The sequence below is a fragment of the Streptomyces sp. NPDC048295 genome, assembly GCF_040652135.1.
In the GTDB taxonomy this organism is placed as follows: domain Bacteria; phylum Actinomycetota; class Actinomycetes; order Streptomycetales; family Streptomycetaceae; genus Streptomyces.
Genome location: NZ_JBEZLL010000014.1, coordinates 150,130 through 162,526, shown reverse-complemented (window position 1 = coordinate 162,526; position 12,397 = coordinate 150,130). Strand labels below are relative to the sequence as shown.

Below are 12,397 nucleotides of genomic sequence, written 5' to 3'. Positions count from 1 at the left end.
GGAGTTCGTCCGGGACTCTGGGCGGGGGCGAGGTGGGGCTGCTCAACTGCGTCTCTCCTTGTCGGTTGCGGCCGCCTGCGGGGTTGCGGTCCGCGCAGACGATAAGCGATCGACCTGAACAAGCAATGGTCTCGTCATGCGCCGCACCGATAGAGCCGGACGCCGCTGCCACTGGATCCTGGAGAGCCCTACGAGGAGCTGCTCACGCTCGTCGCGTTATCCGACCGGGCCGGCCCGCCCACGGCGGAGGAGATCTTGCCTGCCGAGGAGCTCAGTGCCTGCCGGGAGCCACGGCTGCGAACCGCCCTGATCGAAGCCGCTCGGTGTTGCATTTCGGCGACGAGGGCCGCGGCCCCGGAGTCCACGCCTCAGCGGTCGACAGGGCCTCTCACGTGGTGGTGCCCCTCGCCATGGTGTTGCCACCAACACCCCGTACCCACTGCCTGGAGCCAGTGACCAATGATCCGGCCCGCACCAGAGTGGTGACATGCCCACTCGACGCGAAGCACTCGCCTCCTCGGCCGCCCTCACCGGCGGCGTAGTCCTACCCGCCGCAGCGCCCGCGGCAGCGGCCGCCCACACGACACCGGACCGTACGGCGGCTGCTTCCGGTCAGCATCCCGGCCGCGCCATCGCTCTCACCCACGCCACCGTCCTCGGCGCGGGCACGGACCGCACCGTCCTCGTACTCGACGGCCGCATCAGCCGGGTGGGCCGTTCGGCCGAGGTCCCGATTCCCCACGGGACGACAACGTACGACCTGACCGGCAAGTACATCGTCATGGGCGGCCTCATCGAGTCCCATGTCCACAACCAAGGGCCCGAGACCGTTCTGCCGCCCCTCTTCCCGCTCAACGGTGTGACCACGGTCCGCGAGATGTGGGGCGGGCCTCTCCACCACGAGTGGCGCAACAAGGTCCGCGCGGGCAAGCTCCTCGGCCCGCGCTGGGTGATCGCCAGCTCGATCATCGACGGGCAGCCCTCACTGTGGGCCAATGACACCGGCGAGCGCGTCATCGAGGTCACCGACGCCCCGTCCGCGCGCCGCGCGGTGCGTGAGGCGAAGGCGAACGGCGCCGACTTCATCAAGGTGTACTCGCGGCTCACGCCAGAGGCGTACGAGGCGATCGCCGACGAGTCCCGCCGGCAGGGCCTGCGCCACGCGGGCCACTGCCCCGACACCCTGCCCATCGCCCGGGCGAGTGACGCCGGGCAGCAGTCCATCGAGCACCTCCACGCCCTCCTCCTCAGCACCTCGGCCCAGGAGGCCGAGATCCGGCGGGCCATGGCGAAGGTCCGGATCGACCCCGGCCTCGGCACCAGTTTCGAGCGCTACGCGAGCTGGTTCCGGCAGGTGCACGCGGTGGAGTGGCAGGCGATGCAGACGTACGATGCCGGCCGTGCCCGCGCCCTCTTCGACCGGCTCGCCGTCAACGGCACCCACGTCGTTCCGACCCTCACCGTCCATCATTCGCTGGAACGCACCGACCAGTTGCCCTCCGACTCACCGGAGTTCGCATACCTGCCCGGCTGGATGACCGACTACTGGCCGGCCATCTGGTCCTCCCTCACCGCGGGTCGCACCGCGCGGGACACCTCCCGCATCCACCGGATCTACGAGCACCGGCTGCGCCTCGTCGCGGAACTCCACCGGGCCGGTGTGCAGTTGCTCGCGGGCACCGACACCGGCACCGGATACGCGGTCCCCGGCTTCTCCCTCCACCACGAGTTGGAACTGCTCGTCGAGGCGGGACTGCCCACGCGGGACGTCCTGCACTCCGCAACCACTGCGCCCGGCCGGATGCTCGGCCTGCCGGCCGACCGCGCCGATCTGCTGGTCCTGGACGCGGACCCGCGTACCGACATCCGCCATACGCAGCGGATCCACTCCGTCCTGATCGACGGCCGATATCTGGATCGCGCGGAGCGCCTGCGCCTGCTGGCCGACGTGGCGCGCGCCGCTGCCGCGAGCGAGCCTCCGGTCACGGGCAACGCGGCTCCTCACATCTGCGTCCACTGACCGCCGGGCACCGTCCTCGCGGAACGGCAACAGCCTCGATTCAGCCCCACGTCCGCCGGGCCGGCCTGAATCCACGACGCGGGATCGCCAACGGGTTCCGACTCGGATTCTGACTCAGATTCCGCGAAGTCCACATGTTGGAACAGCAGTTGTGGCATCAAGCCATACCGATCAGGATCCAGCATGCGGGCACGGTGTTGGTGGTCGAGTTGGAGGAGGCGGTTCAAAGTCGGGAGCAGAAGAATTCGTCCAGCACTCCAGCGGCCCACCGGGCAGCGTTCCCGTACGGTAAGCCGCCGGGTGGGGTCAGGAGCCGCAGGTGTGGTGCGTCCGGGACAGCGCCTCGGCCTCGCCTGGGCCTGCGGTGACCCGGCAGTCGGCCTTCAAGCCGCTCCAGGCACGGCTGTGACCGGGGGCGGACTCGATCGTGTGCTCGTTGTACGCGAAACATGGCTCGACACCATCCGCAAGCGAGCCCACGCACTCACCGCACAACACCGCGCCGCCCTCGACACGCTCGGCATGCGCCGGCAAGCAGACCGAAGAAAACACTGACGGTTCTGCACTGGTGGGCCATCACGTAGCCGCTCGGCCGCCCGTGGAGCAGACCGGGGTGAATGCCGGTATCAGTCCCACCAGAGCACGACGAGAAGGTCCCGTTGGGATGCTCCGAGGTAGAACTCCCTCAAGGCATCGAAATGCTCGAGCAGGTACTTCCTCGGGCCTCCAGCGATCAGGTCGGCTCCGAAACCAATCAGGGCAGCGGCTTGTGTGTCGTCGGCCGGCAGCGCGGCAAGCATCGCCGGCATGTCCATCTGCCCGAGCAGTTCTGAGACTCGGGCCACTTGAGCTGCGGAAAGGGCTGTGGGAGCGGGTCCGAAGGGGCCGATGGCATGCGGGTGCGTGTTGAGAAAGCCAAGGTCGAGCACCGTGTCACCGTCGGTGGCCTGCCGCAGGGCGTCCAGGCGGGCGCCATCCAGACCTGCCAGTTCGCAGACCCGTCCCAGCAACGCCGGCGCCCAGTCCAGGTCGAGGATGTCCCACGGCGACGGATCCCAGTGAGGATCCCCGGCCGGCGATTCGCGGGCTGAACGGCGGCAGTCGGCGAGATACCCCGCCGAGATGCGAGCAATTTGCTGAGTGACGGCCATGACGGCAGTATCCCGACGATGTCCAGCGGAGGACGGACCGGAAACGGTGAGCCGGCTGTTGCGATCGTCGGTGTACTCGGGGAAGAGACCGTGATCCGCGCCGAGCCGACGGGCGATGCAGGGGACGCCGCCCGCTTCGCCCGCGGCAATTGCTTCGCGCGGGGCGGCACGGGCACGTTGGCGGCGGTGGGATGTGACGGCCCGCCAACCGTCGTACAGGGAAGACGTCATGAGCCGATTCCTGAATGGAACCGCCGAACGGTGCCTAGCCGTACGTCGCAGTGCTGTAGACGTACAGGGCGACCACACCGGTGACGCAGGCGAGGATCACCCATGAACCGAAACCGGTGTGTTTCCCGCGGCCTTTGGGGCGCACCGCTTTCCCGGAGCGATTGAACCGCCCGGGTGCCGCCCGCGGCACGACCGGCGCGGCATCGGCCGCCGCCTCGGCGAGCAGGCGACGGCAGGTCGCGGCAAGCACGTCTGTGGCAGCAGAGAGCGGAACCACAGCTTCCGAACGCGCGGGAGCGGTGGTGCCGCCGTCCAGGATCCGCCCGGCGCGTACGAGGACTTCGTCCCGACCGCCCGCCGGAGCAAGACTGATCCACCGCCGTACATGCTCGCCCCGGATGACCACACCACCGGACCGCTCACGGTAAACAGTGTGTTCCCGCCACAAGATCTCCGCCAACTCAATGGCGGTTTCTCTCAGTTGCATGCTCATGATCTCTCCCTCTCCGCCTCGCGGCGAATCGAACAAGCATCGCACTCTAGCGGTAGGGGCAGAGGGGCATCCAACAGCCCCGGGGATGCCATGGCCGATCCCCGGGAGCCTTGTTTTGTCCGGGCAGGGTCAGATCTCTCCGGCGTCATGGCGGTGACCTACTCGACGCGCGGACAGACCCCTTGCCGGAGCACGGTCCCGTAGACAGCCGGAGTGATGCCGTAGGAGCGGGTGAACCGTCGGGTGAGATGAGCCTGGTCCCCGTAGCCGGCCTCAGCTTCCGCCGTCGACGGTGCCGCGCCCTCGGCCGACAGCGATCGGGCTCGGCGCAGCCGCAGATCCCGCTGGTAGTCGCTGAGGGCGAGGCCGCACGCAGCACGGAAGCCCAGGTCCAACGCGAAGCGACTGCGTCCGGACACCTGAGCCGGTTCGTTGGCGGCGTCCGGGACGAGCCCGATCTCCTGGTCTCCACGCACTGCCCGGCCTGCGACACCACACATCCCTGGGGGGGGCCGGCTGCGGGGCACCTCAAAAGGGCGACCGGATGGCTCATCGACTCACCCCCAAGCACACACCGGGCCTGGGACGACGGACGGCGTGCACACCTGCGTCAATCAGCGCCTGTTTCTGCCATCCCGCGTCCCGCCGCAGCGTACGGCTCGGTCCGGGCGCCCGGACCTGGCTCCACCCGCCGCGGCCTCGTCCGCTTCGTCCGCGCCGGCCTGCACGGCTCCTGCCGTGGCTGCCCGGCGGGGCATTCCCGTCGAGTAGAGGCCGTGGCGCCGGAACTACGACCTGTTCCGCCGATGGCACCCGGTCTTCAGCCGGGCTCCAGTCGCAGGCCGACGCGGGAGGGGTGCGAGCACGTCGCCGTCATCAACGAGTGTCGATGGCCCACAGCCGTCATGCAGTGGGATCCACGTTCCACGCCTGGGGCAGATCGTTGCCGCAGAAGACGCAGACGAAGTCGTCCTCGCGCACGATGTTGTGCTCCTGGCAGCCGGGGCAGCGTCGGAACACCACTTCATGCGTGAAGCCCGACGGGTGGCCGAGCTCTACATCGTCCAGGGCGCGGGCGACTGCCGGCCAGGAGCTGATGTCCGGGCAGTACCCGGTTGAATGGTTGCTGACGTCGGCCACGACCCATCGGCCTGCCTCACGGGTGAAGCTGATCTCCCCGGCGCTCAGCACTCTTTCTCCGCCGGCACAGGCCACGTGTTCGCTTCGTCGCGGCGCCAGCCGAAGCACTGCGTCCGTGCCGACCACAAAGGTGAATGGTTCCACCAGCTCCACTGCTGGTCTCTCAGCGGCCCAGCTGTCGAAGTCATCCGCGGAGCCGATCCGACGGCCACCGCTGCCAGGCCGGACGCCGGTCTTCAGGTCGACCGGTCCGACATATCGGTAGCTCCACCCCCGCACACTCATGCGAGCCAATCTAGAACACTTCCGGCTCACGCCCGGAAACCGGCGCCGAGCCCGGCTCCGAGGCACGGTTCCAAGCCCCGGCCCCTGAGTTCCATCGCCTCACGAAGCAGACCGCCGGCGACACGACCACCACTTCCTGAGGCTCAAGCCCTCATCACAGCCGAACGCATGGCTTCCATCAGCTCCTCTCGGGCCGCACGGAAGGCACGGCGCGCATCAGCACAGTCAGGATCGTCTCTCCGCGCACCATCCACCACCGCATCCCGGTAGAGCGCGAGCTTGTAGCCGGCGTCCCTGGCCTTCGTGACGACATGTGCCGGTGCCAGCAGTTCGAGCTGATACTGCTTCACATGCACTCCATGTTCCAGCAGAGCGCTCTGTATCTGTTCCTGCTGCAAGGTGTTCGACGCACGGCTTGCCTCGCTGATAACGTCCCTGGCCTTTGTCAGCGCTTCCAGGAACTCAACGTACGAAGACCGCAATGCCTCTCTGTCACGCTCGCCCTTGTCCCGGCGCCACCTCAAGCGATCCGCCAGGAGCGTGCTGCCGACACCGATGACCGCTCCCAGCATCGTGCTGACCAACGTCGTCCATTCCATACCCGCAGAGTACGGATTCCCTCCAACGGGCTCGCCTTCTGAGCCGAGTTCGCCCGTGCGGTGAAGCGACGATCACTGGGACCGTCCGACTGCGGACCAAGGACATCAAGGCGACCGGCTGTCAGAGCTGCTGTCTGTTCATAGCGGCAGAGCATGCCACCCGGTACTCACACCTCACCGGTCCCGGCGGATCGGCACACCGGGGCCAGAGCACCCACGTCGCTCATCGGAAGTCCTGTCGCGCTGCGGAGGAACACTGATGGCTGTACGAGAAAACAGTCCGCCAGGAGAGAAGCGCTTGACCCTCACGTGGCGTCATGCCCCATTGTCGCCGGCATGGAAGAGCACCTGAGCGTGGGACGTGTGGCCGGGCTGGCCGGCGTGAGCGTCCGTACGCTGCATCACTACGACGCCATCGGCCTCGTGCAGCCGTCCGCGCGGACCTCGGCCGCGTACCGGGCCTACTCGGCGGGCGACGTGGAGCGGCTGCGGGAGGTTCTCGCCTACCGGCGGCTGGGCTTCGGATTGCGCGAGATCGCAGATCTGGTCGACGATCCGGCCACCGACGCGGTCGCGCACCTGCACCGGTTGCGCGGCCTGCTGCTCGAACAGCGCGACCGCGCTGTTGCCACGGTGACGGCCATCGACAAGGAACTGGAGGCGCGCGCAATGGGGATCAGGACGACGCCGGAGGATCAACTGAAGCTATTCGGCGCGCAGTTGTACGAATCAATCGGGTCCGCCTACCCGGCGACGCGGCGCACCGAGCCGCGGATCGCCGCGAGGGTCTGGGATGCGCTCGGCGACGCGCGGACCGTACTGAACGTCGGTGCCGGCACCGGCTCGTACGAACCTCCGGACCGGGATGTCACAGCGGTGGAACCGTCAGCGGTCATGCGGGCGCAGCGTCCCGCGGGCGCGGCGCCGTGTGTGGCCGCCAGTGCGGAGAGCCTCCCGTTCGAAGACCTGTCCTTCGACGCCGCAATGGCCTTCAGTACCGTTCATCACTGGCAGGACCCGATCGCCGGGCTCCGCGAGATGCGGCGCGTGGCCCGCCGTGTGGTGGTGTTCACGTACGACGCCAGTGCCACCGGCTGGCGTGAGCGCTTCTGGCTCACCCGCGACTACCTGCCTGAATTCGCCGGCCTTCTCGACGGCTGGCCTTCACTGGCCGACCTGACCCGCGCGATCGGGGGCCGCGCGGAGCCGGTGCTCATCCCTTGGGACTGTGCTGACGGCTTCTTCGAGGCCTACTGGCGTCGGCCCGAGGCATACCTGGACGAAGATGTGCGCCGCGCGGTATCGGTATGGACCGGAGTCGGGCCGGAGGCCGAGCGCCGGGCGGTGAACGGGCTTCGCGACGACCTTTCCTCGGGCCGGTGGGCCGAGCGCAACCGCGACCTCGTCGCCCTCGACACGGCAGAGCTCGGCCTGCGCCTTCTCGTGGCCTGAACCCGGGTGCGTGAGAACACCGCAAGGAGCTGGCCTGCCTCTACGCGGGCGGCCCCGCGCTCGCGCGCACGTTCCCCGGCCGCCCGGGCCACCCGGTCGACGAGGTCGGTGGCCCTGATCGGCACGAGCCCCGCGGCAATCCTGCGGGCCGGCCCACCGGGCGTGGACCAGCAGCCGTTTCTTGATGGCGGAGGCCTTGCGGGCGGGCGTAGTTGTCGAAGCTCGGATGGACGTCCGGGCCGGGACCGGTCCAGAGCCCGACGGCACGGTCCGGTCGGACGGTCTCACCGCCATCGGCCTCCGGGCGTGAGGCGGCCGAACGAGTTCCGGAGCCCGTGGCCGGGTCTGCCGGCGTGTCAGGAGTGCGGGTCCACCAAGATCTTGACGGCCGTCTCGTTGTGGTGGATCAGGGTCTCGAAGCCTTCGGTCACGAGGTCGTCGAGGCCGATGGTCTTGGTGATGAACGGAGCCAGGTCGATGCGGCCTTCCTGCACGAGCTCGATGGTCTGCGGGTGGGAGTTGACGTATGCGATCGTGCCGCGCAGGTCGACCTCCTTGAGGACGAGCTTCTGCATGTCCAGCGACGCCGGCTTGCCCCAGATCGAGATGACGGTGATGACACCGCCGGGCCTGATGGCGTCCAGCAGTGTGTCGAGGACGGCGTTGACGGACGTGGCCTCGAAAGCGACATCCGCGCCCTTGCCGTCGGTGAGGCGCCGGACCTCCTTGGCAACGTCGGTGACGGCGGGGTCGATGACGTGGTCGGCGACCCCGGAGTCCAGCGCCTTCTGCCGGCGCAGCGAACTGAGCTCGGTGACCGCGACCTCGACGCCCATCGCCTTGAGCACCGCGCAGGTGAGCATCCCGATGGGGCCTGCACCGCCCACGAGTGCGAGGTCGCCCGCCTTCGCGCCCGAGCGCTGGAACGCGTGGTATGCCACCGACAGCGGCTCGATGAGCGCCGCCTGGTCCAGCGGGACATCTCCGACCGGGTGGACCCACCGGCGTTCGACGACGATCTTCTCCGCGAGCCCGCCACCGCGGCCGCCCAACCCGATGAAGTTCATGTCGGGCGAGATGTGATAGGCGGAGTTGTTCTTGCTCGTGTCGACGTCGGGGCGCAGGATGTAGGGTTCGACGACAACGCGATCGCCCGGCTTCAGACCCTCGACACCTTCGCCCACCGCGTACACGACGCCGGACATCTCGTGACCGAGCGTCACCGGGGCGGACTCGCCCGAGACGGGGTGCGGGTGACCGGCCGGCGGAACGAAGATCGGTCCGTCGAGGTACTCGTGCAGGTCTGTGCCGCAGATCCCGCAGTACGCGACATCGATGCCCACCGTGCCCGGCCGTACGGCGGGTTCCGGGACGTCCTCGATACGGATGTCGCCTCGGTCGTAGTAGCGTGCAGCCTTCACTTTGGGCCGGCCCCTTCGTCTGTTTTCTGCTCACGTCTCGTGTCGGGTCCTGCCGTGGGACGAGGCGGGCACCTCGCACGACATATTCACGGCAATAGCTAACAGTACGACCCAATACGGGCGCGCGCTCGCGCCAACCGTCTGGCCCGACAGCACGCCCTGCATTCGCGGGGCCGCGCACACACTCCCCCGATGTGTGCGGCAAAGGCCCGGCGGTCAGCCGGCCGGTGCGAACCCACGCCACCAGGAACGCCCCGTCGCCCCTGTCCGGTGCGAAGCTGATGCTCCTGCGTTGGTGGGATACCCGGTGGCCGGCCGGCTCGTTCTCGTTGCGCCGACAGACCGGTTCTCAGGAGCAGGGCAGGGCAAGGACGTCGTCGATCGCGGACCGGATCATTTCGTCCTGGAGGACCGCCCGGTGGTCACGGTACGTCGACAGCGGCCGGTCGAATCCCTGCACCCCGCTCAGGACAGCCCGCGCCGCCGGGGAGACGGTTCCGATCCGGGCGAGGGCCTGCAGCGCGTAGAAAAAGCTGCCGTAGCTGTCGCCGCCGTGAGCGATGGGAGGGAGATACTCCTCCAAGACGGACACGCTCGGCTCGGGTTCGCCCGTGATCGACCAGAGCGCGACGGCCGCTCGTGGCCGCAACCAGGTATCGCCGTGCTGCATGAGCTGCTGTACCCGATCGGCATAGGGCGCCGCCGCCGGGCCGAAGTCGCCGAGGAGGTCGACGGGGCCGTAGAGCGGTCCTTCCTGCGTCAGCACCGCCTCGCCGATCAGCCGCAGCGCCGTGTCGCGGTCGCCGCCGAGGCGCCAGGCCGCCCATGCCACCTTGTGGTGGTTGCCGGAGTGGTCGAGGACCGTGCACCGGCGTACGGCGGACTCCGCGGAGGCTGCGGCCGGTCCCATCGCCACGAGCGCGTCGACTGCGTACAGCGAGTACCGGGCGTCGTCCAGCAGGGCCACCACCTCCGGCAGCGCGGGCGCCGCGGCCGGCCCCCACGCCTGGAGTACGTTCAGGAAGGAGCAGGTCAGCGCGCCGCCCTTACCGTCGTCGCGGAGCAGTTTCCGTACCCCGGGCAAGAGAATCTCCGCGTGTGCCCGCAGTGGGGCCAGTACCTCCTCGACCTCCGGCAGATGGGGATCGCTCAGGCAGTATCCGAGGGTGTACTGGTCTCGGTACGGCTCGTAGAGCCGCTCGACCAGCTCCGGCAGGGCACGCCGGTCACCCATGCGGGTCAGCGCCCACCGGGCGTGGTCGCCCACCGTGCCCTCGAAGAATTCGTCCTCGGCCAAGTCGTCGAGGAGTGCTGCCAGTTCGTCAGCGTACGGGGCCGACCGCGCACCCAGCACCGCGAGCAGGTGGGCCGCCCGGTAGCGTACGCCGTCGTCCGGGTCGCAGAGCAGTGCGCCCGCGTGCGGCAGCAACGCGGACGCCGCGGACGGCATCACCACCAGCAGCCGCCATGCCTCGTCGAGCGCGGCCTGGCACAGCAGGGTGTCCCCGGTCCGGCGCGCCGCGTCGACGAGTCGGACGACGAAGGAAAGTGCCGTCTGCGGAGCATCCTCGAGCGGGCGGGCCGTCCAGGAGAGAACGCCCTCGCGGTTGAGGGGACCGCCGATGTCCGGCACGAACCAGAGTTTCTCGAACTGCGGGCGCACAGCCGGGTCGGACAGGACCTCGACCAGCAGGTCCAGCTCACGCACCGGCGCCAGAGGGTCGAACGCGGCCCAGGAGTGGACGGCCGCGACCCGCATGACGGGAGTATCGGTCCTCAGTACTCCGGTCACGGCCTCTCGTACCCGTTCCACGGCCCTCGCATCGTCGGCGCCGGCCGTGGCGGTCCCGAGCACGAGCAGCGTGGGCAGCCGCACCGTCGGGTCCGTCTCGGCCTGCCACCGCTCCAGCAGCACGTCGACACATTCCGCGATGGGCAGGGCCTCTCTTCGCACCTCGGGCAGGGGGTCCGCGAGCAACGTCAGGAGCCTGGGCCGGTGGCGCTGCCACACCTCGCACCACGCCGCGTCCTCGCTTCCCTCCCCGGCTTCGGCCGCGGCCTCGGACAGGCTCGTCAGCAGTTGAACGAGCGTGGCCCGGGCGCCCATGACCGGATCGCAGACAAGAGCAACGACCAGCGGCAGCACGGCGGTCGCGACGGGATTCGCGCCTCTGGTGCCTGGCGCAACGTATTCGAACAGCAGGTTGCAGTCTTACGCGGTCGCCGTCGCGCCCTTGTCCACCAGTCTCCGCAGGGCGCGCCGCAACTCCACGGCGGGGTCGTGCCCGAGCGCCGACTCCAGCCGCTCCCACGGCACCTCTTCCAGCGCCGCGCCTACGGTGCCCGCCACTCATGCCCCCGCTGACCTCGGCCGATCGGTTCCCTGACGGACATCCTGTCATCGAAGAACAGCCTTTGAGAATTGCTGACATGGGTGCCCAGCCGCCTCCCCGGCGCCGTCTGCAAGAAATCGGCGTGGTGCTCCCCGAGGTTCGATGGCGACAACTGCCGTGCTCCGCCTGGGCTGGTGACAGGACCACGGCTCACCACACCGGCACACCGGGTGCCACGGCAAAGGCAGCGTCCTCGGTCCGCACCCGGACCTTGAGCAAAAAGAGGCTGAAGGGCGAACCCGACCCGTGCTTGTATGGGCCCCATGGTGTCTTCCGAGCGCTTGCTCGCCTTCGCGGCCATGTCATTCCTGCTGATTGTGATTCCCGGGCCCAGTGTGCTGTTCGTGATCGGGCGGGCGTTGGCGCAGGGGCGGCGTGCCGCGCTGACCACGGTCGTGGGGAATACGCTGGGTGCCTATGTGCTCATCGCGGCTGTGGCTCTCGGGGTCGGGACGATCGTGGAGCGCTCCGTTCTCGTCTTCACGGTGCTGAAAATGGCCGGTGCCGCCTACTTGGTGTATCTGGGTGTCAAGGCGTGGCGTCAACGCGGCTCGCTGCAGGCCGCTTTCACTGCTGACACGACCACGCAGGGCGGCCTGCGCACACTGCTGGAGGGGTTCGCGGTCGGCGTGGCCAACCCCAAGACCATGGTGTTCTTCGCCGCCGTGCTGCCGCAGTTCGTCGACCGGGGCCAAGGACACATCGCGGTTCAGATGCTGGTGCTCGGGCTGGTCTTCAACGTCATCGCAATGGCCTCCGACAGCGTGTGGGGACTGATCGCGGCAACCGGGCGGGACTGGTTCGCCCGCTCACCCCGGCGGCTCTCCCTGGTCGGAGGAGTCGGCGGGCTCACAATGATCGGCCTCGGCGTCACCGTCGCCGCGACGGGGCGCAAGGACTGAACCCGTACCGGAGTGGCGACCGCGTCGGGCGGCGGCGCATTCGGCGTGTTTTTCGCTGTGCGCGAGGCAGTGGCACTCGGTCCGGTCAGGATGCCGGCGCCGTTGCAGATCGGCCGGTCGACGACGGCCGTGCAGCCGTACGCGCCTTCGCCACCCTGAGCGGCTCCTCCTCCCGCCCGCCGCCTCTGGCTTCCATCACCACCGCCTGATAACGGATCGACAGCACCATCGGCCTCGCCGTGATCGGCACAACGCTCCCCATCACCACGTTCGACCGTGCAGGCCGTCCCGCCTGGTAGATCAAGCCAGG

The 12,397-nt window shown here is 68.9% G+C and carries 11 protein-coding genes; 3 read left to right on the top strand and 8 right to left on the bottom strand.

Annotated elements, in window-relative coordinates; genetic code table 11:
* The first annotated feature begins 487 nt into the window (after positions 1 to 487).
* A complete protein-coding gene (locus AB0D53_RS22015) occupies positions 488 to 2,020 on the top strand; it encodes an amidohydrolase family protein (protein ID WP_362449088.1) in 1,533 nt (510 codons plus the stop codon).
* 626 nt (positions 2,021 to 2,646) lie between these two features.
* Here AB0D53_RS22015 and AB0D53_RS22010 read toward each other — a convergent pair.
* From AB0D53_RS22010 to AB0D53_RS21990, 5 genes are all read right to left on the bottom strand, one after another.
* Positions 2,647 to 3,402 carry a DUF1877 domain-containing protein gene (locus AB0D53_RS22010; protein ID WP_362449086.1) on the bottom strand — a complete coding sequence of 252 codons (756 nt, stop codon included), beginning with the start codon at positions 3,400 to 3,402 and terminating at the stop codon, positions 2,647 to 2,649.
* Between the two features lie 34 nt (positions 3,403 to 3,436).
* Positions 3,437 to 3,895, bottom strand: a complete 459-nt coding sequence (locus tag AB0D53_RS22005; protein ID WP_362449084.1) for a hypothetical protein — start codon at positions 3,893 to 3,895, stop codon at positions 3,437 to 3,439.
* A 158-nt stretch (positions 3,896 to 4,053) separates the two neighbouring features.
* The gene (locus tag AB0D53_RS22000; RefSeq protein WP_362449082.1) at positions 4,054 to 4,371 is read right to left on the bottom strand and encodes a helix-turn-helix domain-containing protein; all 318 of its coding nucleotides are present in this window, start codon (positions 4,369 to 4,371) and stop codon (positions 4,054 to 4,056) included.
* A 427-nt stretch (positions 4,372 to 4,798) separates the two neighbouring features.
* Positions 4,799 to 5,320 (bottom strand): hypothetical protein, encoded by a 522-nt coding sequence (locus AB0D53_RS21995; protein ID WP_362449080.1) that lies wholly within the window; start codon positions 5,318 to 5,320, stop codon positions 4,799 to 4,801.
* 143 nt (positions 5,321 to 5,463) lie between these two features.
* Positions 5,464 to 5,919, bottom strand: a complete 456-nt coding sequence (locus tag AB0D53_RS21990) for a hypothetical protein (protein ID WP_362449078.1) — start codon at positions 5,917 to 5,919, stop codon at positions 5,464 to 5,466.
* 336 nt (positions 5,920 to 6,255) lie between these two features.
* Here AB0D53_RS21990 and AB0D53_RS21985 point away from each other — a divergent pair, with 336 nt between their 5' ends.
* Complete coding sequence (locus AB0D53_RS21985) at positions 6,256 to 7,371, top strand: MerR family transcriptional regulator (RefSeq protein WP_362449076.1); 1,116 nt, start codon at positions 6,256 to 6,258, stop codon at positions 7,369 to 7,371.
* 356 nt (positions 7,372 to 7,727) lie between these two features.
* On the opposite strand, the gene AB0D53_RS21980 is transcribed toward AB0D53_RS21985, so the two are convergent.
* The 3 genes from AB0D53_RS21980 to AB0D53_RS21970 form a co-directional block, all read right to left on the bottom strand.
* Entirely contained in the window at positions 7,728 to 8,792 is a 1,065-nt protein-coding gene (locus AB0D53_RS21980; protein ID WP_362449074.1) for a 2,3-butanediol dehydrogenase, read from the bottom strand.
* Between the two features lie 349 nt (positions 8,793 to 9,141).
* A complete protein-coding gene (locus AB0D53_RS21975; protein WP_362449072.1) occupies positions 9,142 to 10,899 on the bottom strand; it encodes a hypothetical protein in 1,758 nt (585 codons plus the stop codon).
* Positions 10,900 to 11,004: 105 nt separating this feature from the next.
* Positions 11,005 to 11,142, bottom strand: a complete 138-nt coding sequence (locus AB0D53_RS21970) for a hypothetical protein (protein ID WP_362449070.1) — start codon at positions 11,140 to 11,142, stop codon at positions 11,005 to 11,007.
* A gap of 306 nt (positions 11,143 to 11,448) precedes the next feature.
* Here AB0D53_RS21970 and AB0D53_RS21965 point away from each other — a divergent pair, with 306 nt between their 5' ends.
* Positions 11,449 to 12,087, top strand: a complete 639-nt coding sequence (locus tag AB0D53_RS21965) for a LysE family translocator (protein WP_362449068.1) — start codon at positions 11,449 to 11,451, stop codon at positions 12,085 to 12,087.
* The last annotated feature ends 310 nt before the right edge of the window (positions 12,088 to 12,397 follow it).

Bases quoted from the DNA above. Each gene is read 5' to 3' on its own strand.
- AB0D53_RS22015 (WP_362449088.1), top strand. From the start codon at position 488: ATGCCCACTCGACGCGAAGCACTCGCCTCCTCGGCCGCCCTCACCGGC.
- AB0D53_RS22010 (WP_362449086.1), bottom strand. From the start codon at position 3,402: ATGACGTCTTCCCTGTACGACGGTTGGCGGGCCGTCACATCCCACCGC.
- AB0D53_RS22005 (WP_362449084.1), bottom strand. From the start codon at position 3,895: ATGAGCATGCAACTGAGAGAAACCGCCATTGAGTTGGCGGAGATCTTG.
- AB0D53_RS21995 (WP_362449080.1), bottom strand. From the start codon at position 5,320: ATGAGTGTGCGGGGGTGGAGCTACCGATATGTCGGACCGGTCGACCTG.
- AB0D53_RS21990 (WP_362449078.1), bottom strand. From the start codon at position 5,919: ATGGAATGGACGACGTTGGTCAGCACGATGCTGGGAGCGGTCATCGGT.
- AB0D53_RS21985 (WP_362449076.1), top strand. From the start codon at position 6,256: ATGGAAGAGCACCTGAGCGTGGGACGTGTGGCCGGGCTGGCCGGCGTG.
- AB0D53_RS21975 (WP_362449072.1), bottom strand. From the start codon at position 10,899: ATGGGCGCCCGGGCCACGCTCGTTCAACTGCTGACGAGCCTGTCCGAG.
- AB0D53_RS21965 (WP_362449068.1), top strand. From the start codon at position 11,449: ATGGTGTCTTCCGAGCGCTTGCTCGCCTTCGCGGCCATGTCATTCCTG.